Origin of the sequence: Catellatospora aurea, assembly GCF_042663325.1 — a bacterium.
In the GTDB taxonomy this organism is placed as follows: Bacteria; Actinomycetota; Actinomycetes; order Mycobacteriales; family Micromonosporaceae; genus Catellatospora; species Catellatospora aurea.
The window spans coordinates 154929-180674 of sequence record NZ_JBHTAC010000009.1 but is presented as its reverse complement, the minus strand read 5'-3'; the positions used below and the strand labels follow the sequence as shown (position 1 = coordinate 180674).

Here is a 25746-nt window from a genome sequence, read left to right as displayed (position 1 = left end):
CCGGGAATCCCGCGTCCGGAGCACGGCGGCCGCGGATGTTAGCGGACCGTAAGCGAAAACGTTCACGATCGGCTAACGCGGCCTGCGGATACTTGCTCGGGGCGGTCCGGCGAGGGAGGTCGTGTGCGCGTACTGGTGGTCGACGACGAGGAACTGATGGCCGCGGCCATCGCCGAGGGTCTGCGGCAGGAGTCCTTCGCCGTGGACGTGGCCCACGACGGTGCGCGGGTGCCGGCCGAACTCGCCGACGGCGGACACGACGTGCTGATCCTGGGCCTGCCCCGGGCGCAAGGCGACGAGGTCTGCCGCCGGGTCGTCGCGGCCGGGACCGGCGTACGGGTGCTGATGCTCACCGTCTTCGTCGCCGAGACCGACCGGCTCGCCGCGCTCGCCGCGGGCGCCGACGACTGCCTGGGCAAGCCGTTCGTGTTCGCGGAGCTGGTGGCCCGGGTGCGGGCGCTGGGGCCGCGGCTGGTCGGGACGGGTGCCACGACGGGCCACGGGTCGCCGTGAAGGCCTCCTGGCACGGCAGCCTGCGGGTGCGCCATACCCTCATGTTCGGGCTGATGTTCCTGCTGGCGGGCAGCGTGGTGCTCGGCGGCGTGATGATCCTGGTCCAGAACAGCATGGACTACAGCCTCGCGGTGGTCTTCGCCCGCAAGATGGAGAAGTACAGCCCCGCCGACAACGTGTGGGTGTCCGACGCGATCGCCACCGACGAGGTCTCCCGGCAGATCATCATGGACTCGATGCGCGAAAACCTCCTGTTCAAGGGCGGGTTGACGCTGCTGGGGGCCAGTCTGGCAGCGACGGCCGGGGCCTGGTGGCTGTCGGGGCGGCTGCTACGCCCCCTCAACACGATCACCGAGACGGCGCACCGGATCGCCGGGCGCACCCTGCACAAGCGGATCGAATTGGACGGTCCGCACAGCGAGGTGAAGAGCCTGGCCGACTCGTTCGACAGCATGCTCGACCGGCTCGACGAGGCGTTCGCGGGGCAGGGCCGGTTCATCGCCAACGCCGCCCACGAGCTGAAGACCCCGATCGCGCTCAGCCGCACCCTGCTCGACGTGGCGATGGCCCGCCCGGACAGCACACCCCAGCTGCAGCGGCTCGGCGAGAACCTGCTCGCGGTCAACCTGCGCCACGAACGGCTGATCGACTCGCTGCTCACCCTGGCCCGGGCCGAGGACGCGGTCACCGACCGGCGGCCGGTCGACCTGGCGCAGCTGGCGGAGTACGCCCTCGACGTCACCGCGAAGGCGGCCGCGGACCAGCAGGTGCAGGTGCGGGCGCAGCTCGCGGCGGCGACGGTGGTCGGCGACCCGCTCCTGCTGGAGCAGCTGATCCGCAACCTGGTCGACAACGCGGTGCGCTACAACCACCGGCACGGCTTCGTATGGGTGCAGACGCTGGAAGAGGTCCGCCAGGCCGAGATCATCGTCACCAACACCGGCGCGCTGATCTCCCCGCACGAGGTGCCGGCGCTGTTCGAGCCGTTCCGCCGGCTCACCGACCGGGTCGGTTCGGCCAGGGGCAGCGGCCTGGGCCTGTCCATCGTGCGCGCGGTCGCCCAGGCGCACGGCGGCGACGCGCTGGCCATCCCCCGCCCCGACGGGGGCCTGTCCGTGCGGGTGATCCTCCCCCGCGGTGACGCCGCACGGGCCTGAGCCCCGGCCGCCGATCCACGTAGGATCATGTTAACGGAATGTGTACATTATCGTTAACACCCGGATAACAACCCTTTTGGTGGACTGTGTACCGCTACGCCGGCGAACCCCCTCCGGCGTCGAGTAACCCAGCACCAAAGGAGAAGTGAATGCCGATCGACGGCAGAAGTGCGAGCCGCCGTTCAGGGCGTGGCATCCGGTACGCGGCACTGGCTGCGTGCGGGCCGTTGCTGGTGGCGATGTTGGCGGCGTGCGGGTCCGGCGACCCCGAGACCACCGCCGAGGCCGACTCCGCCGCGAACTCCGGCTCTGAAGGCCTGTGGGACGCCTACGACAGGCAGAAGCAGAACCTCGCCAAGTGCCTGAACGAGAAGGGCCTGCAGGTCACCTACCTCGGTCACGACACGTTGGCGGACTTCTCGGGCATCCCCGACGGCGACCCGACCGCCGAGATGATCGAGTGCTACGAGAAGTGGCCCGCGCTGGACGCCCCGGTGCTGGAGGCGCCCGAGAAGCCGAGCGAGGAGCGGCTGCGCGAGGACCGGGAGATCGCCAAGTGCATGCGCGAGAACGGCGTGCCGGACTGGCCCGATCCCGACCCGAACCCCGCCCCGATCGACGGGGCCACGTCGCGGCAGCAGAAGGAGGATCACAAGGCGCGGATGCGGCAGCCCGCGGTCAAGGCCGCGGCGAAGATCTGCATGCCCGACACCAGTGACCTGACGGGTGTCGGATGAGCCGGCGCTCGCGCCGGGTGCTGTTCGGCGTCGTCGCCGCCGCGGTGGTCGCCGCGGCGGCGGCGATGTCCGCCGGAGTCTTCACCGGTGGCGGCGACGACAGCCCGGTCGGCGCTCCCACGGTCGACACGGTCCAGGTGACCCGGTCCACGATCACGGCGGCCACGGTCGTCGACGGCGAGATCGGCTTCGGCCTGCCGTCGGCGGTCACGTCCAAGGCGACCGGCACCCTGACCTGGCTCGCCCCGGTCGGCAGCACCGTGAAGCGGGGACAGCCCCTACTGCGGGCCGACGACAAGCCCGTCGTGCTGCTCTACGGCGGGCTGCCGTTCTACCGGGTCCTGGGCGACGGGGCCGAAGGCCCGGACGTCGCCCAGCTCGAAAAGAACCTGACCGCGCTGAAGTACACCGGATTCGAGGCCGACAAGACCTTCTCCACTTCCACGGCGGCCGCCGTCAAGCGGTGGCAGAAAGACCTCGGGCTGCCGGTCACCGGCACGGTCGCGCCGACCGACGTGATCGTGGCACCCGGTCCCCTGCGGGTCGCCACCCATACGGCCCGGCTCGGCGCACCGGCCGCCGGTGACGTCCTCACCGCCGGCCCGACCACCCGCGTGGTCACCGCGCAGGTGCCGGCCACCGCACCCGACCTGGCCAAGAAGGGCGTCAAGGCCACCGTCACGCTGCCCGACGGCACACCGGCCGAGGCGACGGTGGTCGGCGTGGTGCCGCCCTCCGAAGGCACCCCCGGGCAGACCCCCGCGGAGCAGGGCCAGCCCAAGGTCACCGTGGAGCTGGACCTGAAAGCGGCGACGGAGCCGGAGCCCGGTCCGGTGTCGGTCCGCTTCGTCACCGCCGAGCACGCCGACGTGCTCGTGGTCCCGATCCAGGCGCTGCTGGCCGTCGGCGAGCGCGGCTACGGCGTCGAGGTGCGCGACGGCACGACCAGCCGGATCGTGCCCGTGCAGACGGGGCTGTTCGCCGGCGGCAAGGTCGAGATCAGCGGCGACGGCATCGCCGAGGGCGTCACCGTGGGGGTCGCGCAGTGAACGTGGTCGAGCTGACGGACGTCACCAAGACCTACCCCGGCGGGGTACGGGCCGTGCGCGGCGTCAGCCTCGACATCGGATACGGCGAGGCGGTCGCGGTCGTCGGGCGATCCGGGTCGGGCAAGTCCAGCCTGCTCAACCTGATCGGCAGCCTGGACCGCCCGACCAGCGGGCAGGTACGCATCGGCGGATTCGACGTGGCGGCCCTGTCCGACCGGCAGCTGTCCGGGCTACGGGGGGCCACGATCGGGTTCGTGTTCCAGCAGTTCCACCTGACCCCGGGTGTCGCGGTGCGGGAGGCGGTCGCCGACGGCCTGCTGTATGCGAGCGTGACCGCCCGGGAGCGGCTGCGGCGCGCCGACGCCGCCCTGGACCGGGTCGGGCTGGGCCACCGGCTGCACCACCGCCCGCACGAGCTGTCCGGCGGGGAACGGCAGCGGGTGGCGATCGCCCGCGCGCTGATCGGCGACCCGCCGCTGCTGCTGGCCGACGAACCCACCGGCAACCTCGACTCGGCCTCCGGCGAGACGGTGCTGGGCCTGCTGACGGAGCTGAACGCGGCGGGGACCACGGTCGTGGTCATCACCCACGACCGGGACCTCGCGGCACGGCTGCCACGGCGGGTCGAGGTGTCCGACGGGCTCGTCGTGCGCGACGAGCGCGAGCCGGGCGCCGTGCGGGTCGAGGCGGGCGCATGAGCGCCCCGCCCCGCCCCGGGCGGCTGTCGCCGGGCGACGTGCTGCGGGTCGGCGCGGCCGGGCTGCGGTCACGGCGGCTGCGGGTGTTCCTGTCCGCGCTCGGCATCGCGATCGGCATCGCCGCGATGATCGCGGTGGTCGGCATCTCCAGCTCCAGCCAGGCCGAGCTGAACCGGCAGCTCGATCAGCTGGGCACCAACCTGCTGACCGTCGAACCGGGCCGGACCGCCGACGACAAACCGGCACAGCTTCCGCACGAGGCGATACCGATGATCACCAGGGTCGCCTCGGTGGAGGCGGTGTCGGCGGTCGGACTGCTGCCCGGCGTGCACGCGTACCGCAACGAGCACGTGCACCCGGCGCAGACCGGCAGCCTCACCGTGTACGCCGGACGGCTCGACCTGCCGGAGACCATCGGGTTGAGCCCGGTCAAAGGGCGCTGGCTGAGCCTGCCCACCGCCGACTTCCCGACGGCGGTGCTGGGCTGGACCGCGGCGCAGCGGCTCGGCATCGCCGACACCGCGGACCGACCACAGGTCGTGCTCGGCAGCCGGCGCTTCACCGTGGTGGGCGTGCTGCGGCCGGTGCCGCTGGCGCAGGACCTGGACCGCGCCGTGTTCGTCGGCTGGTCGGCGGCGGCCACCTACCTCGGCTTCGACGGGCACCCGACGACCGTCTACACCCGTACCGCCGAGGACGCGGTCGCCACGGTGCGCAAAGCCCTGCCGCGCACCGTGCGGCCGGGGGCGCCCAGCGAAGTCCTGGTCTCGCGGCCGTCGGACGCACTGGCCGCCAAGAAGATCACCGAGAACACGTTCGGCGGTCTACTGCTGGGCCTGGGCGCGGTGGCGCTGCTGGTCGGCGGGATCGGCGTGACGAACACGATGGTCATCTCGGTGCTCGAACGCCGGTCCGAGATCGGCCTGCGCCGGGCACTCGGAGCCACCCGCGGCCAGATCCTGCTGCAGTTCCTGGTCGAGTCGCTGCTGCTGTCCGCGCTCGGCGGCCTGGGCGGCATCCTGATCGGGGTGGCGGTCACCGGCGGCTACGCGGCCACGCAGCACTGGCCGGCCGTGGTGCCGCTGTGGGCCACGGCGGGCGGGTTCGCCGCGACGCTGCTGATCGGCGCGGTCGCGGGACTGTACCCAGCCGTACGCGCCGCCCGGCTCACCCCGACCGACGCGCTCGCGGGCGTCTGAGGTGGCCGGCGGCGAACCCGACCGGTTCGCCGCCGGCCGCCTCGGCGAGACTTGACGCGGCCGGTCGACGGGGAGGTCCATCGTGGACGACGCAGAACGCGGCTTCTGGGCTGCCTTGGAGTACCGGATCTGCCGGGAGGTCGAAGGCTTCCAGGATCCGCAGCTGCGATGGATGTGGTGCGACGGCCTGGAGCCTCAGGTCTACGACCTGCACGGTCACCCGCCGTGTATCCGGGGCGTCGCCTACTTCGGCCCGAGCGGTCAGGAGCGCTGGCAGTTCACCCTCCTGATCGGGGACGCGCTCGGTGCTGCCGGCACCATCGACTGGACCTCCCTGCTACCCGCAGACGACACGACAGGCTGGCTCTCACCGCGCATTGACGAGCGAAGACTGGTACTGGATCCGGCTGGCGCGACGCGCGAACCATAAGCCCGGTAAGCGTGTCCGCATATGGCTGGGCACTGACTGCCGGGCCTTGAGCGGGTACCGTCCTCGCATGATCTTTGAGCGGGGGCAGACGATCGTCCGCCGAAACCTGTACCCGGACGGTCGAGTCGGGTCGGTGCTGTGCGGGCGGGTGGTCAGCGACGACGAACAGGGGCTGGCGCTGTGGATCGAGGCGGGCTCACAGGTCATGCGGCGAGTTGACGGCACTGGCCGGCCGACCCGGCAGCTGTCGCTGCTCAAGTCGCTGCGGATGACAACGATGCTCAGCCCGGGTACCTGGCAGCCGTTCCGGACTCTGATGCTGATGCCGCCCGGCGCGGCCCACTGCGTCTGGTGGAGCTGGCGACCTGACGGCACGTTCGAGGGCTGGTACGTCAACCTCGAGCGTCCGGTCACCCGGTGGGCCGGCGGCGTCGACGTCTACGACCAGGAACTCGACCTGCTACTCTATCCGGACGGCCGGTGGTCATGGAAGGACGAGGACGCGTTCGCCGAATACACCGGCCATCCGGCGTTCTGGGATGAAGCCGAGGCCGCTGAGGTCCGCGACGAGGGGGAACGGCTACTTGCCCTCGCCCGCGCCGGGGCCGCACCGTTCGACGGCCGATGGATGGACTTCCGACCGGATCCGGCGTGGGGGCTGACGTCGATGCCGCACTGGTGGGAGTTGCCGGCGGACGCGACCCACTGGAGTCCCGAGTACTTCAGGCAGTGAAGCGAGTCATCCTTGCGGTCGCCGAGGGTCCAGGCCCTCTGACGAGCGAAGTGAGAGACGCCCGAATCGCCGGGCAAGGTTTCGCAATACGACCCTGTTCTTGCCTGCCCGTGCTCGGGATGGTGATGCCGCTGTTGCGGTCTGCAGCTGCTGGGGCAATCCGCTACTTTGGGCGCGTGGATCGCCGATCGTTGTTGCTGGCCGGCCTTGTCTCGCTGACGGGCTGCGTGCGCAACTCGGCCGTTGAGCCGCCCCAGTTGGTGGTTGATGCGGTGCCTGACGAGTCGATTTTGCAGGCGCTGTTCGAGCCTGGAACCGAGTTCGAGCTGACTGTCGGCGGACGGGCCGGTGTCGTTCTTCGTGACGTTGGGCTGCTGAATCTCCCCACGGGCAGTGTCATCGCTGCCGATCCGAGTTGGCTGCCAAGTTGGCAGCGGTTGGGCATCGCTCCGTATACCGCTGCTGTCCGGCCTGGCAAGTATCCGGTCGTGCTGTCGGTGATGAGCAGCCAAGGAGTCGATCTTGTGGCTGCCGCTAAACTCTCGATCATCAGCAGCTCTGTCACATCATGGTCGCTGGCGCTACGGCCAGGCGAGAATCCGCGATCGCCGCAGACAGGCGAGTACTTCGGGGTTGGCGTGGATGTCGGCAACGCCGGCTTCCTGGATGCGGCCGCCCTGAAGTACATGGCAGAACACCAGGCGGCGAGTGGCGGCGAGCTCGATGTGCTGGCAGTGCAGCTGTCGACGCAACGCACGGATCCGGTGACCGGCGCCAGTTACATCGTTTTCAACACCGGTTACGGCGATGGCCATTATCCGGTTTGGGTGGGACGGGACGCAGGCGGCGTGGTGGTTTGCTTCGTCATGGACATGCTGATCGCCCAGCTGCCGCGAACTTCCGGGTCCTGACGCCGCAAGGATCTCACCGCTGGGCGTGCCGACGGCGAGCGCCGCGCAGTCGTCGGTTCTGCGCCGGTAGCCTCTCAAGGGCTCCGCGGTGGCAAGGCGGTGGGTGGTAGGGGATCTCCCACGGGCAGGATTGCGGCACCTGCCGCGAGGGGGCCGTCGAGCCCGAGGTGGGCATGGAGACGTGTCGTGAGCGGCGCGAACTCGGGCGGGCTTGCGCCTGCCGGTGAGGTAGACGTACGCGCCTTCGTCCGCGAAGCGCGACGCGGCGGCGAATCCGATGCCGTCGCTGGCGCCGGTGACCACCGCGACCTTGCCGTCGAGCTGACCCATTCTCATCTCCCCTGGTTTCCGTGAGCGGCCGGTTGGCCGTTTCGCCAGTTCATCCCATGGGAGCTGCGCAAACAATGATCAAATAAGCAAGGACCGATACCCTGGGGGTATCGCTCAGGCGATCTGCCGGCGGAGCCAGTTCGGGTCGGGGTTGACGTGCGAGCTGTCGCCGATGACCACGGTCGGCACGGTCTCGTCGCCGCCGGTGATGGCGCGCACCGCCGCCGCGCCGTCCGGGTCGCGCCAGATGTCGACCCAGTGCGCCCGCCGCGCCCCGGACGGGCCGAGCCGGGCCCGCAGGCGCAGGCAGAACGGGCAACCGGGCCGCCAGTACACGATGGGTTTGCCGTCCTCGGCGGCGCGCCGTTGCGCTTCGGCGGTCTCGATCGACCGGGGGAAGGCCAGCGGCGACTGCGTGACGGCGAGCAGGCCGAACAGCAGTCCGAGCACCGCCCCGGCGACCGGGGACCCGGTGACGAACTGCCGTGCCGCCACCGCCGCGCCGGTGACCGCGATCAGCAGCGGGACCATCCATCTACGCACCATGCGGCCGACGGTATCGGTCACGGCCTGCGCCGGATAACCCTCGTTCGGTCGACTCGCGGCGATCACCGCGTGACCTGGCACACGCCAACCCATTGATGAGCGACCATGGACACGGCATGATCTGCCCATGGACAGTCGTGAAGGTGGACGATCCATCGAGCAGGCCGTGGCCGCAGCGGGCCTGGGTGAGCTGCACGGCCGTTACCGGCCCGCGGTGGCCGCGGAGATCGCCATCGCCGCGTGCTGCGCCACGCTGGGACTCGTCCTGCTGGCGGCCGGCGCCGCCGACGGCGCGGGCGCGGTCGTCGCGATCGGCGTGGGCGTGCTCGCACTCGCGGCGATCAGCGGCCTGGTCACCTGGCGCAAAGCCAATACGTGGCGTCACCTTTACACCGGCGGGACTCTGACCGTGGACCCCCAAGGGACGGTCACCTCGGTGGTGTCCTGGCACGACGTGGCGCACCTGCGGTACTGGACCAGGGTCACCAACCTGGGCACCGCATACGTCGAGGTGCCGATGTGCCGCCTGGACCTGAACAACGGTGAGGTCGTCGACCTGGGCAAGCCGCGCTACAAGGAGTTGCCGGAGATCGTGTCGTTCGTGGACGCGAACATCTCCGCGATCAAACTCCCTCTCAAAATCGAGGAGCTGCGCAGCACGGGGTCAGCGGCCTTCGGGCCGATCACGCTGGCCGCCGAGGGGGTGCGCTGGCGCGAGTCGCTGGTGCCGTGGCACGCCGTCACCAGGGTCGAGGCCGCCAAGACCCGCCTGAAGATCTGGACCGACGGCAGCCGGCCGGTCGTCTCGCAGCTGCTCAGCGCGGTTCCCGAACTCACCGTGCTGATCCACATGTTCGGGCACTGGCAGGAGCTGCGGCCGGACCGACCCGGCACCCAGGCCGAGCCCGAGCAGAAGTCCTGATCGCACGCAGCAGAACACGGGCACGAACATTCGAACGCGGCGCACCGTCGCGATCGCCGCACGATTATGTCCGGTGATCACCGCCGCTTCACGCGGCCGCCACGCGTCCGCCGCCGCAACGACAGGGAACGCCCGCACGCTGATGGCGATCCCGTCAGGAGGCATCGTGAAGACAGCGAACCTGATCGCCAACCCGGGCGCCGACGTCGGCACCGGCGGCGCCGGCACGCCGACCCCGGTGATCCCCGGATGGACCACCATCGAGGGCATCGCGGCCGTCATCGCGTACGGCAGCAGCGGTTATCCGAGCGCGTCCAGCCCCGGGCCGACCGATCGCGGCGCGAACTTCCTCGGCGGCGGCGACTCGCCGCGCACCCGGCTCACGCAGCAGATCACGCTGCCGATGACGGCGCAGATCGACGCGGGCACGGCGCTGTTCGACATCGGCGGCTGGCTGGGCGGCTACGCCGGCCAGGACGACGGCGTACGCCTGTCGGTCGAGTTCCTCGACGCCACCGCGCGCCCGCTCGGCGTGGTCGTGCTCGGCCCGGTCACCGCCGCCGAACGCGCGAACACGACCGGCCTGCTGCGCCGCGCCCAGACCGGCACCGTGCCGCCGGGCAGCCGCACCGCCCGGGTGCTGCTGCTGTTCACCCGCGACGGCAACGTCTCCAACGACGGCTACGCCGACAGCCTCTGGCTCATCCTGTCCACACCGGACGTGAACCTGCTCGTCAACCCGGGCGGCGACAGCGGGCCCGGCGGCAGCGGCGGCGCGACCGCGTCGATCCCCGGCTGGACGCACCTGGAGGGCGGCACCGCCGTCATCGCGTACGGCACCAGCGGCTACCCGACCGCGTCGAGCCCCGGGCCGGGCGACCGCGGCGTCAACTTCCTCGGCGGCGGCACCTCGGCCCGCAGCCGCATCGGGCAGAGCGTGACGCTGCCGGGCACCGCCGCGATCGACGCCGGCACCGCCCGCTACGACGTGGCCGCCTGGCTCGGCGGGTACGCCGACCAGAACGACACCGCGCAGCTGTCCGTGGCGTTCCGCGACGCGGCCGGGCAGACCCTGTCCACCGTGGTCCTCGGCCCGGTCACCGCCGCGCAGCGCGCGAACACCACCGGGATGCTGTCGCGCACCACCGCCGGCACCGTGCCCGTGGGCAGCCGCACCGCGCAGGTCGAGCTGCTGTTCGTGCGCGCCGGCGGCACCTCCAACGACGGCTACGCCGACTCCCTGTCCCTGAGCATCTCCGGAGGAGCCTGATGGCCCTGCACCGCCGCCAACTGCTGCAGGCCGCCGTCGGCGCGGGCGTGCTGGCCAGCGCGTGGCCACTGGCCCGGAACCTCGGCCCGCAGGCCGCCTACGCCGCCGCCGCGGCACTGGGCGCGAGCTGGGATCCGGCCCCGTTCACCCTCGGCGTCGGCTCCGGCGACCCGCTGCCGACCAGCGTCGTGCTGTGGACCCGGCTGGCCCCGGACCCCCTCGCGGACGTGCAGCCGCTGCCCGACATCGTGCAGGTCGACTGGAGCGTGGCCACCGACGCCGCGATGAGCAACGTGGTCGCGTCCGGGTCGGTCGCGGCGTCGGTGCTGCTCGGGCACAGCGTGCACGTCGTCGTCGACGGGCTGAGCGCCGGGCAGCGCTACCACTACCGGTTCCGGGCGCTGGGGCAGCACAGCCGGGTCGGGCGCACCAGGACCGCGCCGGTCGGCGCGGTGAACCTGGTCCGCTTCGCGTCGCTGAACTGCCAGAACTACCAGTCCGGCGAGTATCCGGGCATGCGTGACATCGCCGCGGACACCAACCTGGACTTCGTGGTGCACCTCGGCGACTACGTGTACGAGGGCTCCGAGCTGGGCACCGCGTACACCCTGACCGACTACCGCAAGCTGCACGCGCTGTACAAGGGCGATCCGCTGCTGCGCGACGTGCACGCCGCACACCCGTTCTACCTGACCTGGGACGACCACGAGGTCGTCAACGACTACACCGGTTCGCGCGGGGCGGCGAGTTTCGTGGCCCGCCGCTCGGCGGCCTACCAGGGCTGGTACGAACACCTGCCGCTGCGGCTGGAGGGCTCGGACACGGCGCTGCCCGACCCGCGGATCTACCGCCACCGCAGGTGGGGCGACCTACTGGAGCTGGTCATCCTCGACCTGCGGCAGTACCGGACCGAGCAGAACCTGACCGGCGGGTCGATCCTGGGCGCGACGCAGAAGCAGTGGGTCAAGGACCGGATCTCCCAGCGCGGCGGCGGCTGGCACTGCTGGGTCAACTCGATCTTCCTGAGCCAGCAGCGCAATCCCGACGGCGGCTTCATGTTCACCGACCAGTGGGACGGCTTCCGGGCCGAGCGCACCGAGCTGCTCAGCTACGCCCAGCAGCAGGGCATCGCCGACTTCGTGACGATCACCGGCGACTGGCACAGCGCGTTCGTGCAGGACGTGCGCCCCGACTTCGACAACCTGGCCGCGCCGGTCATCGGCACCGAGTTCGTGGCGCACTCGACGACGTCGGGGGCGTACTCGGCGAGCTGGAACGCCACCAACGGGCCGCGGCTCGGGCAGGTCAACCCGCATCTGCAGTACTTCGAGGGCAACCGGTACGGCTACGACCTGTACGAGGTGACACCGCAGCGCTGGACGACCCGGCTGCGGGTGGTCGGCGACCGCGCCAACCCGAACGCCACGGTCAGCACCCTCACCAGCTGGCACGTCGACCGGGGCCGCGCCGGGGCGTACGAGGACCCGGCGACGAAGGGCTCCGCGGCGCAGTACCGCCGCAATCCGTGAGGTGACGGGCGACGGTCACACCGGTCGTCGCCGCACGCGTCGCGCGATGCGTCGCAGCACGCCCACCGACGGTTCGACCACCGACCCGCGATGCGGGTCGGTAGGGATGATCTCGGCTGCTTCCAGGCGCGACTCCAGCGCCTCCAAGCCGTTGGCCCGTTTGAACCGCCGCTCGGCCTTGGTGATCGGCAGCAGCCACAGCACCCGGATGTGACCGCCGTCGGGCAGGTCGCAGAACTCCAGGCTCTCACCCCAGGGATACGGCAGGCTGACCAGCAGGTGGTCGCACGCCGACCCGGGCAGCCAGGGCCGCCCGATGGGCACGGTGTGGCCGTGATCGAGCGCAAAGCTGCCGCCTGACGCGTGGTAGTACGCCGTCATCGCCAGCGTCTGCACGTGCCGGTCGGATTCGTGCGGGGCGTGCAGCACGAACTCCAGCGCGTGACCGTGCTGCCGGGTGACCTCCCACAGGCCCGCCGTGACATAGATCCAGCCGTGCTCGCCCCGCCCCGGAGCCAGCCGGATGACATGGAAACCCGGAACCCGGCGCAGGATCGGACCGCGCGGCGCGCCCAGCACCTCGGCCCGCCGCTGCGGGAACCGAGCCTGCAGGTGGGTGAGCAGGTGTTCGGCGGACGGGGTGAGGGCGTGATCCACGAAAACATGCTGCCACGGCGGCCGCCTTGACAACGTACAACCGATTGGTTGTATATTCGAGAGGTGGCCGAGCCCAGCGAGGATCAAGCAGACGCCTTCTTCCACGCCCTGGCCGACCGGACCCGGCGCGACATCATGCGCCGCGTGCTGGCCGGGCAGCACTCGGTCTCCGCGCTCGCCGCGAAGTACGACATGAGCTTCGCGGCGGTGCAGAAACACGTCGCCGTGCTGGAGAAGGCCGGCCTGCTCACCAAGCTGCGCAGCGGACGCGAGCAGCTGGTCAGCGGCGACGTGGCGGCGGTGCGCTCGGTGGCGTCCATGCTCGCCGAGCTGGAGCAGGTCTGGCGCGGCCGCATCGCCCGCATCGACGAACTCATCGCATCCGATACCGACCAGGAGGACTGACCCATGCCGGTCACCGACGTCCAGCACGACCTCGACAACCTGACGCTGACCATCACCGCCGACTTCGCCGCCCCGGTGGCACGCGTCTGGCAGGTCTACGCCGACCCGCGCCAGCTGGAGAAGGTGTGGGGCCCGCCGACCTACCCGGCGACCGTCGTCGAGCACGACCTGCGGCCCGGCGGCCGGGTCACGTACTTCATGACCGGCCCCGAGGGCGACAAGCACGCCGGGTACTGGCTGGTCACCGCGGTTAACGAGCCGTCGGACTTCTCCTTCGAGGACGGCTTCGCCGACCTGGACTTCACCCCGAACCCGAACCTGCCCGTGTCCCAGAACGTGTACAGCTTCGCCGCACACGACGGCGGGACACGGGCGACCTACGTGGGCACCTACGCGTCCGCCGAGGCGCTGCAGCAGGTGCTCGACATGGGCGTCGTCGAAGGCGCGTCCCTGGCGATCAACCAGATCGACGAGCTGCTCGCGGCCTGAGCGCCGGGTGAACCCGCAGGACCGAGCGGCTCCGCATGAGCGGCTCGGTCCTGCTGCTCTACGCTTCCGCCCATGTTCGCGGGCCTGGACGACATCGACTGGGAATCACTGACGCACGCCTACGGCTCGGCCGCGGACGTGCCCGACTGGCTGCGCGGCCTGGCCGACCTCGACCCGGCGGTCCGGGAGCAGTCCCTCGACGCCATGTACGGCGCGGTCCACCACCAGGGCGACGTCTACGACTCCACGGTCGCCGCGGTGCCATTCCTGATCGAGGCCCTGACCGCGCCGGGCCTGCCCGGCCGGGCCGGGGTCGCCGAACTGCTCACCAGCATCGCCGACATCGACGGCTGGCGGGACGCGGCCGAACTGGACGAAGACGGGTTGGAGATGCTCCGCGAGGCCACCCGCGCCAACGCGCTCGCCTGCGCCGCGGGACCGGCCCTGGCCCGCCTCGTCGACGACCCCGACCCGGCGGTACGAGCCGCCGCGCCGAAGCTGCTCGTCACCGTGGCCGCCACCATCCCGGACCTCGCCGCGCTGCTCATCAGCCTGCTCCGCACCGAGGACGACGCCGAGGCGCGCAGAGGACTGTTCGACGCCCTGGGCAGCCTCCCACCCGACGACGACACGATCGGCGAGCTGCTCACCCTGGCCCGGTCCACGCCGGCGTCGACCGCCCTGACCGCCCTCATCGCGGTGGCCCGCAGCGACCCGCACCGGACTCCGCTGGACGGCGTCGCCGGACTCATCGACCGCGCCTACGCCGAACAGGGACCCGCCCTCGAACCAGCCGGCTTCCAGACCGACACCCTGGTCGGGGCGATCCGGGTGATGCAAGAACAGGAGCAGCAGGGCCGCCGCGCGCCGCACTGCACCCGCCTGATCGAAGAACTGACCGATCCGCTCGGCCCGCGCGTGGCCGAACGGATCGCCATCGTCACACCGCTGCTCGCGTCGCCGCACGACGACATCGCCGGTGACGCGCTGTTCGCGGCGAACAAGCTGATCGAGCGCTGGCGCGGCGACTACCACGAGACGGTGACCCGGATCGCCGGACTCATCGACCGGTCCCCGCACCTGGCCCAGCGTGCCGCGGGCATGCTCAACAGCTGGGGGCCGGTCGCCGCCCCCGCCGCCGACGCGGCCGCCCGCCGTCTGGCCACCATCGACGCCCTGCCCTGGCGGGACGGGCTGCCGGAATGGACCGTCCGGTACTCGCGCGATCTGCCCGGGTTGCACCCGTACGTCGAAATCCTCGCCGGGCTCGGCGACGAACGAGCGCTGCCGCTGCTGCTGACCGCGCTGCGGCTGCGGCGGCGACCGCAGCCCACCGGGTACCAGCTCGCCCACTATCCCGCGCACGCCGACCGGATCACCGCCGAAATCGTGCAGGTCTTCCCCGTGCTCTCGCCCGGCGACGAGACGCCCCTCGAGTGGTACGGCTTCCAGACGGCGCTGCGGGCCTTCGGCCCCGCGGCCGCTCCCGCTGTCCCCCGCCTGCTCGCCTCGCCACTGCGGGACTGGACCGCGGGCACACTCGGCCGGATCGGCCCGGCCGCGGCCGAGGCCCTACCCGCCCTCCGGGTGGCCGCGGCGAGCGACGATCCCCGGCTGGCCGTCGCGGCAGCCGGGGCGCTGTGGCACATCGACCGGTCGCCGGACGCGCTGGCCCTGCTGACCGCCCAGTTGGACCGCCCGGCGGCCGGCGCGGCGTTCGAGGCGATCACCGAGATGGGACCCGCCGCCGCCACGGCCGCGCCGCTGATCGCGACCTACCTCGACGCGCCACCGGACCGGCACTGGTGGACGCCCGCACGAGCCGCTCTCGCGTGGTGGCGGCTGACCGGTGACGCCGAACGGGTGGCGCCGGTGCTGACCGCCGCCTGGCACGGCAATCCGCAGACCCGCACGAAGATCGCGAAGGCGGCCACCGGTGCGCTGGCGGCCTTGCTGGAACCGCTGTTCCGCGCCGAGACTGAATCGAACCGCAGGCACAACGCCAGGGAGAACTCCTGGTCGAGCGGCCAGGTCACCGAGGACGAGCAGCTTCTGGACCTATGCCGGGCAGGGGCCGGAAAGTCGAGCTGATCGCCGCGGCGGCGACCGGCGGGCGGCGCGCTCAGCCGAGCCGGGCGATGAACTTGACCTCGACCACCTGGCCCGGGATCGCCAGCGCTGTCGTGCCGACCGTCGTGTTGGCCACCTGCGGTTTGGCGTCCGCGCCGTAGAACTCGTCACGGACCTCCTTCATCACCGCCAGAGCCGCCTGGATGTCGATGGCGAACACGACCTCCTCGACGACGTTGTCGAAGGTGCACCCGAAGTGTTCGAGGATCGTGCGGGCGTTGCGGTACGCCTGCGTCAGCTGGGCCTTCATCACCGCGTGCTCGACGGACTGCCGCCCGTCCAGCGCGGGCGACACCATGGTGCCGTCGGCCTCGTGGCCGAGCTGCCCGGAGATGTAGATCGTGTCGCCGACCTGCACCGCCTGGGCGTACCCGGCCGCCTTCTCCCACGGCACGCCCAGGTCGAAGGTCGATTTCTGAACACCCATCACAACCTCCTGACCATCGCTCAAGAAAGTAATATATCGGACCAATCATCCCGTCGTGCCCGCATTGCCTGGGCCGGCCCCGACCCGCTCTGCCCGCGCATCCGAGCCGTCTGCCCGGTCAGCTGACATCGGCGCTCGGGGGCAGCGAGCGGCACTGCGATCTGCCACGATCCTGAGTGGACAGGTGGTGAAGAACTCCGGCGAGGGCAGAGATGCGCGAGATCCCCCAGTGGACCAACGACATGGCCATCCGGCAGTGGGGGGCGATGCCCCGCACGGTGCTGGAGCAGACGGAGCATGGTGGTGACTTCGCCAAACGGCATCTGATCAACCCTGTGCTGCTGCGGATGCTCGGCGACCTGAACGGGCAGCGGGTGCTCGACGCGGGCTGCGGCAACGGCTACCTGAGCCGCATGCTGGCCGAACGGCACGCCCAGGTCGTGGGCGTCGAGCCCGGCCAGTCGCTGTACGAGTTCGCCGTCGAGCGGGAGACCGCCGCGCCGCTGGGCATCCGGTACGTGCAGGCCGACCTGTGCGCTCTGCCCGACCTCGGCGCACCGTTCGACGCCGTCGTCGCCAGCATGGTCCTGCCTGCCATCCCGGACTGGACCGGCGCGATGCGGGCGTGCGTGGACGCGCTCAAACCCGGCGGGCTGTTCGTGTTCACCGTCAACCACCCGTGCTTCGAGCAGCTGTGGCCGAGCTGGCGCGAGCACGGCGAGTACCGCACCCGCCGCTACCTCGCCGAGTACGAGATCCCCGGTCCCAGCGGCGTCGACTTCCACCGCACCATCGCGACCTACCTCAACCAGCTCGTCAGCCTCGGCTGCCAGATCGCGGAGATCGCCGAGCCCGGTCTCGCCCCTGAGACCGCCGCTGACGGCCCAGACGGCATCGACGCCTACGTCCACCTACCGAACTTCCTGGTCGTCGCCGCTCGACGCGGGTCCTGACCGATCGGCGCTCCTGGCCCCTCGGTCTACTCTCGACCGACCCAGGTAGCGACACAGACCTCGTTGCCTTCCTGATCGGCCAGCACCCACCACTTCGGCGCGTGCTCGTCGGTCACCAGGCGACCTCCGGCGGCGAGGGCTGCGGCGATCCGCGCCTCGGCCTGCTCGTGCGGGACGGCGATGTCGAGGTGTATGCGGTTGCGCTGCGGGCGCGGGCTGTCCATGCTCTGGAATCCGATACCCGGGCCACGACCTCGCGGGTCGAACAGGTAGTCGTCGCCGATCTGGCCGTAGCCCAGCACCGCGCGCCAGAACGGCAGCACCTCCGCGCCGACGAGTGCGTCCATCGTGACGTTGACCAGCTGGACGGCCGTCGGATCCGCGACCAGACCCAGCTCTTTCGCGGCAGCCGAGATCCCGCGGGCCAGCGCGATGTCGCGGACCGTCATGCTCACGGTGACGCCCGCCTGCCGCAGATCGACCCTGAGCTGCTGTTCGGCAGGACCAGCGAGCCGGCCGATCTCGCCGACGAGCGCGATTCCCTCGGCAAGCGAAGCGGTCCGGAAATGGGCCGACACCAGGTGGTACAGGACGCGCCAGTCCTCGACACCGTCAGCCGCGTGAAACTGCGCGGCGGTGATCCGCTCGGTCATGGCAGCCAACCTAACAGCCGGCTACCTGCCATCACCTTCGACGACTTGGTCCGATGGTCACGGACGATGGCGTACCAGTTTGACGAGCATCTCGGTGTCCTGATTGTTGCCTACGAACTCCGAGAAATCGCCCCCCGCGAAGGTCCAGCCGCCCCCGCCGATGATCGTCTGGAGCTTGTCCAAGGGCATCCGGACGGCCGCCGCGGGCATCTTCCACTCCCCCACGACGACCTGTTCGGCCCGCTCGGCGAGCGCATCGAGGCTGGCGAACTCGTCCGGCTCGGCATCGTCGACCTCGAACCAGTCACCTTCGGACGCTACCCGCAGCAGGGTCGCCTCGGCCGCCTCCGGCCCGTCGATGTCCTCCTCGATCCAGTCGTGTTCGAAGTAGGAGAACCGGAGGAGGATGCTCTGCTCAGGCATCCGTGAATGGTACAAACGCTCAGAACGGCGGCGGGGCCGCTCAGCGGTTCCACGGCCAGGTCGCGGCGGCGGCCGGGAAACGGCGCAGATATTCCCCGTCCAGTTCGTCCAGGCGGACCTGCAACATGGCCCGGTCACGAGGTATGCCGCGTTTGATGACGGTCCTGCCGACCGCGTGGGTCGTGGCCAGTTCCACCCGCAACTCCGCGTCGCTGAGCTGCGCGGCCGGAGGATAGGGGCGCACATCCTGCCGCGGCGACAGCGCGGTGGTCATGCGAGTTGCTCGACTCTGCTCGGCGACGATCACCCGAAGGCTTTTCCCGGGTCGGCTTCGCTTAAACCTCGTCCGGCCGCAGCGTCATGGCCCGGTTGGTGGCACCGGCGCCAGGACCCGGCCTTCACCTTCGCCGTCGCCCGGGTTCGCGGCGCTCGGCGACGGCTCGGCGGGAGACGGCTCCGGGGACTGCGGGGGCTCCGGAGACGGCGGCGCGGCGGTCGGTGCCTGCGGCGAGGCGGCAGGACTTGCCTGGTCGCCTGGTAGCACCGGACCGCCCGAGCCTGGCGCGACCGGCCCGGTCGCGCCGCTGGCGGCGGGCAGCGGAAGCCGGCTGCCCGAGGTGCTCAGCAGCGTCGGCGCGCAGGGCTTTCCGGCCAGCGTGAAGGCGGTGGGCAGCGGGTTGGTGCCGGTGTAGGCACCGCCGACCAGCACGACCGCCGACCTACCGGCCTCGACGGTGCCAACCGTGTTGTTGGTGACGGTGCGGTCGCGCTGCGCCCAGCCGTAGGCGGCGTCGATGCGCTGGTCACCCGGCACGGTGAACGCGACCGGCCCGGACACGGGTGTGTCCGTGGTGTTCGTGACGGTGAGGTTGGCCCGGTAGCGGCCACCGTCGTCGGACAGCAGCCGGTACACCGCGGTGCAGGCGGCGAGGCTGGCCTGCGGTGCCGGCGGCGCCGCACTGAACTGCGGCGGCTCGGTCCGCGTGGCCACTGCCCAGGCGACGCCGGCCGCGGCGAGCACGGCCGCGGCCGCCGCGGCGGTCAGGAACCGGCGGCGTCGGCGCGTGCCGGCCGGTCGCCACGGCAGGATGTGCGTGACCGCCTCGTCGTCGGCGGCCGGGACGGCGACGACGGCCGGGACCTCGTCGGGGGTGTGCGCGCGTAACGTCGCGGCGAGCTCGGCGGCGGAGGGGCGCTGGTCCGGCTGCTCGGAAAGGCACGCGGCCACCGCCGCGGCGAGCTGCGGCGGCAGACCGGGCACGGGCGGCAGCGGCGTCGGCGGGCGTAGCAGCGGCGCGGTCATCAGCGCGACGGCGTTGTCCGCCCGCCACGGCAAGGTGCCGGCCAGCATCCGGTACAGCAGCACCCCGAGGGCGTAGACGTCGGCGGCGGGCTGCACGAGCCGGCCATCGAGGCGCTCGGGTGACACGTACGCGGGTGTGCCGATGAGCTGGCCGTCGGCGTCGTACTCGTTGCTGCCCGGTGGGGCGCACAGCTCGAAGTCGATGATCTTCACGTCGCCGGCGGGGAGCAGGATGTTGCCCGGGGCTATGTCACGGTGGACGATGCCCCGCGCGTGGGCGGCCGCGAGCCCGTCGGCGATCTGCGCGCCCACCTGAGCCGCCTGTTCCCATGGCAGTCTGATCTGCTCGGTCAGCACCTGCTTGAGGGGAATGCCGTCGATGAGTTCCATCACCAGGTACGCCGCGCTCAACCGGCGACCCTGGTGGACGAGCCCGTAGTCGTAGACGTCGGCGAGGTTCGGGTGGCGCAGCCGGGCCAGAGCCTGGGCTTCGACCTGTAGCCGGTGCAGCGCCGCCTCGTCGTCGAGCAGATCGGTCTTGAGGAGCTTGACGGCGACCATCCGCCCGAGTCGCTCGTCTCGGGCGTGCCAGACGGTGGCGCTGCCGCCGCGTCCGGCCGGTTCGGTCAGCAGGTAACGGCCCTCCAGCGTGGCGCCTGCTTGCCACGGCGACGCTGCGGTGGTGGTCATGGGTGCCCTCCTTGCGGATACAGCGCGCCGATACCCCGCGGCCCGGCGCAGAAACCGGCCCGGATCGCCTGAAGTGGCCCTGAGCTGCACGGAAGGCCACATACCAAGCGATGACACCTGTTGCGGCGGTGACGCTGATACGCCGCCCGTACCGAAATCTCTGCCGAGAAGGGCTTGACCTTGCCCCTGGGTCAACCCTCGACGATGGTCGGCATGAACGAGATGACGCAGGTCAACGACAAGATCACCGCTTTCCGCGAGGCGACTGCCGGAGGCGACCCGGCCGCGTTCACCGAGGCGATCGGCGAGGTCGAACGCGACGTCCGCGACCACATCGACCGACTGCATCGCACCCTCGACCGCATCGCCCGGCTGCACGCAGGCGACCGGCTGTTCGTATCCGAACAGGTCGCCGACTACCTCGACCGCCTGCGTGCGCTGGGCGTCAGCGAGCGCTCCGTCCACCTCGAACGCGACCTGTGGATCATGATGCAGGCACTGTCGCCGCAGACCGCCGAAGGCTGGCTCACCGACAAGCTGCACGCCCTCGACCCCCCAGTTCCAGGACATCTACCGCGACTACGATGCCGCCTACGACTGGTCACCCGACGACCCGCGCCTACCGGAGCTGGCCCGCCGGTCCCGGCGCTGGTACGACAGCCGCCGGCCGACTGCCGAAGCCGGTCTCGACAGCGAACCGGAAATCGTCGCGCTGGCCGCTGCGGCGGCGTCGCCGGCCTGGGCCCGGCTGGGACAGCTGACACAGCAGGCCGACGGCCCGCTGTAGACCGCGGGCCATCTGCCTGTCCGTTGCCCGATGTCAAGGCGGCTGCTTAGGTGGAACCCATGCGGGCGGCATCGTCATGAGGGTGATCGTCTTCGGGGGGACCTGGTTCGTCGGGCGGGCCGTCGTCGCAGCGCTGGTGGCGGACGGGCACACGCCACTGGTGGTCCATCGAGGACATGCCGAGCCGACCGGCCTCGCCGACGCCGAACATCTTCATGCGGAGCGCCGGTCCTGGCCGGCTCACCGGGACGCCTTCGCGGCATTCGAGGCGGACGCGGCGATCGACGTCTCGGCCGAGAACGGGGCGGGCGCGCGAGCGGCGCTGGATGCTCTGCCCGCGGGCATCCGGCTCGTCGCCCTGTCCAGCATCGACGTCTACCGGGCCTACGAAGGGATGCTGGCTCGCCGGTACACCGACGCCGTCCCGCTGACCGAGCGCTCCGCGCTGCGCACCGCCCGCCATGTGGAGGGGCCGCACTGGGAGAACCTCGAACTGGAGGAGCAGTATCTCGCCGCCGGCGCCACGGTCCTTCGTCTCGGCGCGGTCTACGGCGAGCACGACTACCAGCGCCGCTTCGAGCCGGTCCTGCGGCGCGTCAGGGCCGGACGCGCGCAACTGCCGGTCGGCGCGGGAAACTTCCTGTTCAGCCGCGTCTACGTGGGAGACGTCGCGCAAGCAGTGCTCGCGGCCCTCGCCTCGGAGCACGCGCGCGGCGAGTGTTTCAACATCGTCGAAGCGCAGACCGCTCCGATGGGGCTGTTCTACGAGCAGGTCGTCGCCGCGGCCGACGCCGATCTCGCACCGGTCCGCGTCGGCGACGAGGTGCTGCCCGCGGATCTTCGCGCCGGCGGATTCGTCGGCCAGCACGTCCTCGCCAGCGCGCAGAAGGCGCGCGAAGTGCTCGGGTGGCGGGACACCGATCCGCATTCAGCGCTACGACGCTCCGTGCAGTGGCATGTCGAGCACCCGCCGCAGAACTGGGACACCGACTTCTCGGCCGACGACGCGGCGCTGCGTACGGCCTGAACTGGCCTGGTTGGGCTACTCCCGATGGCAGCCTGCGGGCGCGAGCCGGTCGATCTCGGCCAGGACGTGGTCGGCGAGCGGCCGGACCCCGGCGAACAGGTCGTCGTCCCAGCTCTCCTCGGCCTGCCCGAGGTAGATCGCTTTCGCGTGTGCCAGCACCGGCTGGTGTTCGGCCGGCAGGTGCGCGATCGCCCAGTCGGCGGCCGCGTCCTTGGAACGGATCTCGCCAGTGGCGAGCGTGACCCAGATCCGGGCGAAGGTGAGCAGGACGTTGCGGGTGTCGTCGGCGAGGTCGGCGAGCAGGCCGGGAATCCCGACGACGATCGCGTGGCGCAGATCGGCGGGCGGCACCGGATCGAGCAGGTCGGCCGGCGGTGGCCCGAACAGCGCGGTGTTCCCGGCGAGCGCCATCGTGAGCAGCGGAGCGAGGTCGGGGCTGGGCTCGGGCTGGGGCATCTCTCCGCGCTCGTATTGCTCGCGTAGCCATTCCCCGTACAGGAAGTCGCAGGTCGGCGGGTATCGCCACGGGCGGACGTCGTCCTGGACGACGATGATCAGCTCGACGGGCCGGTCGGGTCCGCGCCGCGCGCGGCGTCCCGAGATGTCCAGCAGGCCGTCGACGATGCGGTGCCGCTGCTCGGGGGTCGCGCTGCGGCGGGACACCGCGAGCACGTCGACGTCGCTGCGCGGCCGCAGGCCGCCCAGCACGGCGGAACCGTGGAGGTAGGCGCCGATCAGGTCCTCGCCCAGAACCGCGCGGACCAGCGAGACGACGTCGCGGGTCTGCTGACTGATCATGACCGTGCATGCTAGTCGGCCCGGGATGGCCCGGACACCGGATTACCCGCGCGTCCGGCGGCCCCCGTCATCGCGAATCGTGCAGGCGACGCGGCCGACACACCTACTCCGCTGCATCAATCGTCCGGTCCGGATTCGCCGAATCACCATTGGCAGCCGCCTTTCGTGCGGCCCGGATGGCTTTCTCGACCGCCGGGTGCGGAAGGTCGGCCGGTCCCGACGTGTGGTCGTACACAAAACGTGGTCGGCGCTGGACGGCGGGTGACGACTCCCGGAAGGGTATGGGTTGCGCCCATTCCCCCGCCGGGTCCTTTGTGGTCCGACGCGTGCCACCGCACCCGTCCCTCCACAACGGAGCCGGGCCATCCGCGCTCAACGGAGTTGTGCATGCCCCGTCGAACGACCCTGACCCGTCGCGCCCTCGCAGCGCTCGCCGCGGTCGCCCTCACCGCCGCCGGACTCGGCTCCGCCGCGCCGGCACTCGCCGCCCCGAACCACACGGCCGTGGTCGCGGCGGTGCCGTCAGCGGCTTCGCCGGACATCAAGAACGGCACCGTGTACGCGATCCACGACGCCGGCACGAAGATCATCGCGGCGGGTGACTTCACCACCGTCCGCAACCGCGGCACCGAGGTGGACATCACCCGCAACTACATCCTCGCCTTCGACAAGGCCACCGGCACGGTCGACACCGCGTTCGTCCCGACCGTCAGCGACGAGGTCTCCGCGGTCATCGCCGGCCCCACCGCGGGCACGGTCTTCATCGCCGGCAAGTTCAACACCGTCAACGGCGTGACCCGGCGCAAGGTGGCCCTGCTCAACGTCAGCACCGGCGCGCTGGTCACCGGCTTCGCCGGCCCGGCGTTCAACGGCGCGGTCAAGGACATCGCCCTGGCCGGCAGCAGGCTGCTCGTCGGCGGCATCTTCACCAACGCCGGCAACGCCAGCCTAGCCCGCGGCGGCCTCGCCTCGGTGAACGCGAGCACCGGCGCGCTGGACAGCTACCTGACCACGGCCCTGACCGAGAACCACAACTACGACGGCGTCAGCGGGGCGAGCGCCGGAGTCGGCGCGAGCAAACTGGCCCTGAACCCCAACGGCCAGCAGCTCGTCGTGGTCGGCAACTTCAAGAAGGCCGGCGGCGTGCTCCACGACCAGATCGTGAAGCTCGACCTGGGCGTGAGCTCGGCGAGCATCGCCGACTGGAACACCACCCGGTACACCCCGCGCTGTGCCTGGTGGGCGTTCGACTCCTACATGCGCGACCTCGCGTACTCCCCGGACGGCAGCTACTTCGTCGTCGTGACGACCGGCGCGCCGAACTCCGGCACGCTGTGCGACGCCGCTGCCCGCTGGGAGAACGACGCCACCGGTGCGGACCTGCAGCCGACCTGGGTCGACTACGCGGGCGGCGACACCCTGCTGTCGGTCGGCATCACCGAGCAGGCCGTCTACGTCGGCGGCCACATCCGCTGGATGAACAACAGCTTCGGTGGCGACTCCGCCGGGCCCGGTTCGGTCGGCCGGGCCAGCATCGCCGCGCTCGACCCGCTCAGCGGCCTCCCGCTGTCCTGGAACCCGGGCCGCCACCCGCGCGGTGTCGGCGTCGCCGAGATCCTGGCGACCTCGGACGGGCTCTGGCTGGGCTCGGACACCCCGTGGATCGGCAACTACCAGTACCGCCGCGAGCGGATCGCGTTCTTCCCGCTCACCGGCGGCAACGCCCCGCACCCGACCACCACGGCCACGCTGCCCGGCAACGTGTACCAGGCCGGGGTCCCGGTGCCGACGAACGTGCTCTACCGGGTCAACGCCGGTGGTTCGTCGATCGCCGCGACGGACAACGGGCCGGACTGGGCCGGTGACGACGGCGGCAGCCCGAGCGGTTACCACAACGCGGTCAGCAACACCGCCGGCTACGGCACCGTGCCCAGTGTGGACAGCACCGTCCCGGCGGGCACGCCGACGGCCCTGTACTCGTCCGAGCGCTGGGATCCGGGTTCGGCTCCCGAGATGAGCTGGCAGTTCCCGGTGACCGTCGGCACCGAGGTCGAGGTCCGGCTGTACCTGGCCAACCGGTACGGCGGCACCGCGTCGGCCGGCTCCCGGGTCTTCAACGTGACGTTGGACGGGGCCACCGTGCTGGCGAACCTGGACCTGTCCGGCTCCGTCGGGCACGACGTCGGCACGATGCGTTCGTTCACCGTCGTCAGCGACGGCACGGTGGACATCGGCTTCGGGCACGTCGTCGAGAATCCGCTGATCAACGGCATCGAGATCGTCAAGACCGGGCCGCCGCCGGCCGGCAACGGCGACGAGGTGCAGGTCCGGTCGTACGACGGCGCGACCACGGTCGGCGCGGCGAGCGCGGTGGCCAACCCGGACAGCACCGCCTGGTCGACGGCCCGCGGCGGCTTCTGGGTGGGCGGCACGCTGTTCTACGGCATGAGCGGCTCGCTGTGGCGGCGTACCTTCAACGGCTCGACGTTCGGCACGGCGACCCTGGTGGACCCTTACCACGACGCCTACTGGGACACCGTGGAGACGGACTCCGGCGACTCCACCTACGCCGGGGTGGCCTCGAACTTCTACGCCGAGATCCCGAACGTCACCGCGATGTTCTACACCGCCGGACGGCTGTACTACACCCTGTCCGGGCAGAGCGGCCTGTACTGGCGCTGGTTCACCCCGGACAGCGGGGTCGTCGGCGCGGACAAGTTCACCGTCGCCGGGGTGAGCGGCATGGCCGACGCGGGCGGACTGTTCCTGTCCGGCACCACCCTGTACAAGGTCAACCGGAGCATCGGGACCATCGCCTCCACCGCCTGGAACGGCGGGGCGCCGACCGGCTCGTTCACCGTGCTCAGCGGCCCGTCCCTGGACGGGGCCGACTGGCGGGCGAAGGTGGTCTTCGTCGGCCCGTAAGGGCCGCCGCCGCGGGTGTCCGGGCCCGCTCCGTGTGGAGCGTGCCCGGACACCC

27 protein-coding genes and 1 pseudogene are annotated in these 25746 nt (G+C 71.2%); 19 read left to right on the top strand and 9 right to left on the bottom strand.

Annotated features, from left to right (window positions below):
• Window positions 1-123 precede the first annotated feature (123 nt).
• The 9 genes from ACFQO7_RS11890 (at window position 124) to ACFQO7_RS11850 (ending at window position 7427) form a co-directional block, all read left to right on the top strand.
• Window positions 124-513, top strand: coding sequence for a response regulator transcription factor (locus ACFQO7_RS11890; RefSeq protein ID WP_376806417.1), 390 nt, complete (start codon window positions 124-126; stop codon window positions 511-513).
• Entirely contained in the window at window positions 510-1670 is a 1161-nt protein-coding gene (locus ACFQO7_RS11885; protein ID WP_376806416.1) for a sensor histidine kinase, read from the top strand. Before ACFQO7_RS11890 ends, ACFQO7_RS11885 begins: the two co-directional genes overlap by 4 nt.
• 149 nt (window positions 1671-1819) lie before the next feature.
• The gene (locus tag ACFQO7_RS11880) at window positions 1820-2407 is read left to right on the top strand and encodes a hypothetical protein (RefSeq protein WP_376806415.1); all 588 of its coding nucleotides are present in this window, start codon (window positions 1820-1822) and stop codon (window positions 2405-2407) included.
• Complete coding sequence (locus ACFQO7_RS11875) at window positions 2404-3456, top strand: peptidoglycan-binding protein (protein WP_376806414.1); 1053 nt, start codon at window positions 2404-2406, stop codon at window positions 3454-3456. The genes ACFQO7_RS11880 and ACFQO7_RS11875 overlap by 4 nt, the downstream gene beginning before the upstream one ends.
• A 2-nt stretch (window positions 3457-3458) precedes the next feature.
• A complete protein-coding gene (locus ACFQO7_RS11870; RefSeq protein WP_376806413.1) occupies window positions 3459-4154 on the top strand; it encodes an ABC transporter ATP-binding protein in 696 nt (231 codons plus the stop codon).
• Entirely contained in the window at window positions 4151-5353 is a 1203-nt protein-coding gene (locus tag ACFQO7_RS11865) for an ABC transporter permease (protein ID WP_376806412.1), read from the top strand. Before ACFQO7_RS11870 ends, ACFQO7_RS11865 begins: the two co-directional genes overlap by 4 nt.
• Window positions 5354-5435: 82 nt before the next feature.
• Entirely contained in the window at window positions 5436-5783 is a 348-nt protein-coding gene (locus tag ACFQO7_RS11860) for a hypothetical protein (protein WP_376806411.1), read from the top strand.
• Between the two features lie 148 nt (window positions 5784-5931).
• Window positions 5932-6516, top strand: a complete 585-nt coding sequence (locus tag ACFQO7_RS11855; protein WP_376806410.1) for a ribonuclease FAU-1 family protein — start codon at window positions 5932-5934, stop codon at window positions 6514-6516.
• 176 nt (window positions 6517-6692) lie between these two features.
• Window positions 6693-7427: a DUF4241 domain-containing protein gene (locus ACFQO7_RS11850; protein WP_376806409.1), complete on the top strand. Its 735-nt coding sequence runs from the start codon at window positions 6693-6695 to the stop codon at window positions 7425-7427.
• A gap of 249 nt (window positions 7428-7676) precedes the next feature.
• On the opposite strand, the pseudogene ACFQO7_RS11845 reads toward ACFQO7_RS11850, so the two are convergent.
• Window positions 7677-7757, bottom strand: a pseudogene (locus tag ACFQO7_RS11845) (short-chain dehydrogenase); the annotation flags it as partial.
• Between the two features lie 114 nt (window positions 7758-7871).
• The gene (locus tag ACFQO7_RS11840) at window positions 7872-8303 is read right to left on the bottom strand and encodes a glutaredoxin domain-containing protein (RefSeq protein ID WP_376806408.1); all 432 of its coding nucleotides are present in this window, start codon (window positions 8301-8303) and stop codon (window positions 7872-7874) included.
• 127 nt (window positions 8304-8430) lie between these two features.
• Between ACFQO7_RS11840 and ACFQO7_RS11835 the strand changes: the two genes are divergently transcribed.
• The 3 genes from ACFQO7_RS11835 to ACFQO7_RS11825 all read left to right on the top strand — a co-directional run bounded on the left by ACFQO7_RS11835 (window position 8431) and on the right by ACFQO7_RS11825 (window position 12024).
• The gene (locus tag ACFQO7_RS11835; RefSeq protein ID WP_376806407.1) at window positions 8431-9225 is read left to right on the top strand and encodes a DUF6585 family protein; all 795 of its coding nucleotides are present in this window, start codon (window positions 8431-8433) and stop codon (window positions 9223-9225) included.
• A gap of 166 nt (window positions 9226-9391) precedes the next feature.
• A complete protein-coding gene (locus ACFQO7_RS11830) occupies window positions 9392-10495 on the top strand; it encodes a hypothetical protein (RefSeq protein WP_376806406.1) in 1104 nt (367 codons plus the stop codon).
• Window positions 10495-12024 carry an alkaline phosphatase D family protein gene (locus tag ACFQO7_RS11825; RefSeq protein ID WP_376806405.1) on the top strand — a complete coding sequence of 510 codons (1530 nt, stop codon included), beginning with the start codon at window positions 10495-10497 and terminating at the stop codon, window positions 12022-12024. Before ACFQO7_RS11830 ends, ACFQO7_RS11825 begins: the two co-directional genes overlap by 1 nt.
• 15 nt (window positions 12025-12039) lie before the next feature.
• On the opposite strand, the gene ACFQO7_RS11820 is transcribed toward ACFQO7_RS11825, so the two are convergent.
• Window positions 12040-12681, bottom strand: a complete 642-nt coding sequence (locus ACFQO7_RS11820) for a suppressor of fused domain protein (protein ID WP_376806404.1) — start codon at window positions 12679-12681, stop codon at window positions 12040-12042.
• A gap of 63 nt (window positions 12682-12744) precedes the next feature.
• Between ACFQO7_RS11820 and ACFQO7_RS11815 the strand changes: the two genes are divergently transcribed.
• The 3 genes from ACFQO7_RS11815 to ACFQO7_RS11805 all read left to right on the top strand — a co-directional run bounded on the left by ACFQO7_RS11815 (window position 12745) and on the right by ACFQO7_RS11805 (window position 15666).
• Window positions 12745-13086 (top strand): ArsR/SmtB family transcription factor, encoded by a 342-nt coding sequence (locus ACFQO7_RS11815; protein WP_376806403.1) that lies wholly within the window; start codon window positions 12745-12747, stop codon window positions 13084-13086.
• A 3-nt stretch (window positions 13087-13089) separates the two neighbouring features.
• Window positions 13090-13575: an SRPBCC family protein gene (locus ACFQO7_RS11810; protein WP_376806402.1), complete on the top strand. Its 486-nt coding sequence runs from the start codon at window positions 13090-13092 to the stop codon at window positions 13573-13575.
• Between the two features lie 72 nt (window positions 13576-13647).
• Window positions 13648-15666 carry a hypothetical protein gene (locus ACFQO7_RS11805; RefSeq protein WP_376806401.1) on the top strand — a complete coding sequence of 673 codons (2019 nt, stop codon included), beginning with the start codon at window positions 13648-13650 and terminating at the stop codon, window positions 15664-15666.
• A gap of 31 nt (window positions 15667-15697) precedes the next feature.
• Here the strand turns inward: ACFQO7_RS11805 and ACFQO7_RS11800 are convergent, their stop codons facing one another.
• On the bottom strand, window positions 15698-16132 hold the full coding sequence (locus tag ACFQO7_RS11800) for a Rid family hydrolase (RefSeq protein WP_376806400.1): 435 nt from the start codon (window positions 16130-16132) through the stop codon (window positions 15698-15700).
• A 212-nt stretch (window positions 16133-16344) separates the two neighbouring features.
• On the opposite strand from ACFQO7_RS11800, the gene ACFQO7_RS11795 reads away from it, so the two are divergent.
• Window positions 16345-17085, top strand: a complete 741-nt coding sequence (locus tag ACFQO7_RS11795; protein WP_376806399.1) for a class I SAM-dependent methyltransferase — start codon at window positions 16345-16347, stop codon at window positions 17083-17085.
• Window positions 17086-17111: 26 nt separating this feature from the next.
• Here ACFQO7_RS11795 and ACFQO7_RS11790 read toward each other — a convergent pair whose 3' ends face one another.
• The 4 genes from ACFQO7_RS11790 to ACFQO7_RS11775 all read right to left on the bottom strand — a co-directional run bounded on the left by ACFQO7_RS11790 (window position 17112) and on the right by ACFQO7_RS11775 (window position 20154).
• Window positions 17112-17738: a VOC family protein gene (locus ACFQO7_RS11790; protein WP_376806398.1), complete on the bottom strand. Its 627-nt coding sequence runs from the start codon at window positions 17736-17738 to the stop codon at window positions 17112-17114.
• Window positions 17739-17795: 57 nt separating this feature from the next.
• On the bottom strand, window positions 17796-18161 hold the full coding sequence (locus ACFQO7_RS11785) for a hypothetical protein (RefSeq protein ID WP_376806397.1): 366 nt from the start codon (window positions 18159-18161) through the stop codon (window positions 17796-17798).
• Window positions 18162-18201: 40 nt separating this feature from the next.
• Window positions 18202-18435: a DUF6158 family protein gene (locus ACFQO7_RS11780; protein ID WP_376806396.1), complete on the bottom strand. Its 234-nt coding sequence runs from the start codon at window positions 18433-18435 to the stop codon at window positions 18202-18204.
• Window positions 18436-18519: 84 nt separating this feature from the next.
• Window positions 18520-20154 (bottom strand): serine/threonine-protein kinase, encoded by a 1635-nt coding sequence (locus ACFQO7_RS11775; protein WP_376806395.1) that lies wholly within the window; start codon window positions 20152-20154, stop codon window positions 18520-18522.
• A 213-nt stretch (window positions 20155-20367) separates the two neighbouring features.
• On the opposite strand from ACFQO7_RS11775, the gene ACFQO7_RS11770 reads away from it, so the two are divergent.
• Together ACFQO7_RS11770 and ACFQO7_RS11765 are read left to right on the top strand one after the other, a co-directional pair.
• A complete protein-coding gene (locus tag ACFQO7_RS11770; RefSeq protein ID WP_376806394.1) occupies window positions 20368-20991 on the top strand; it encodes a hypothetical protein in 624 nt (207 codons plus the stop codon).
• A gap of 32 nt (window positions 20992-21023) precedes the next feature.
• Window positions 21024-21968: an NAD-dependent epimerase/dehydratase family protein gene (locus ACFQO7_RS11765; protein WP_376806393.1), complete on the top strand. Its 945-nt coding sequence runs from the start codon at window positions 21024-21026 to the stop codon at window positions 21966-21968.
• Window positions 21969-21983: 15 nt separating this feature from the next.
• Here the strand turns inward: ACFQO7_RS11765 and ACFQO7_RS11760 are convergent, their stop codons facing one another.
• On the bottom strand, window positions 21984-22766 hold the full coding sequence (locus tag ACFQO7_RS11760) for an aminoglycoside adenylyltransferase family protein (RefSeq protein WP_376806392.1): 783 nt from the start codon (window positions 22764-22766) through the stop codon (window positions 21984-21986).
• Between the two features lie 387 nt (window positions 22767-23153).
• Here ACFQO7_RS11760 and ACFQO7_RS11755 point away from each other — a divergent pair, with 387 nt between their 5' ends.
• Window positions 23154-25691 carry a malectin domain-containing carbohydrate-binding protein gene (locus ACFQO7_RS11755; RefSeq protein WP_376806391.1) on the top strand — a complete coding sequence of 846 codons (2538 nt, stop codon included), beginning with the start codon at window positions 23154-23156 and terminating at the stop codon, window positions 25689-25691.
• Window positions 25692-25746 lie beyond the last annotated feature (55 nt).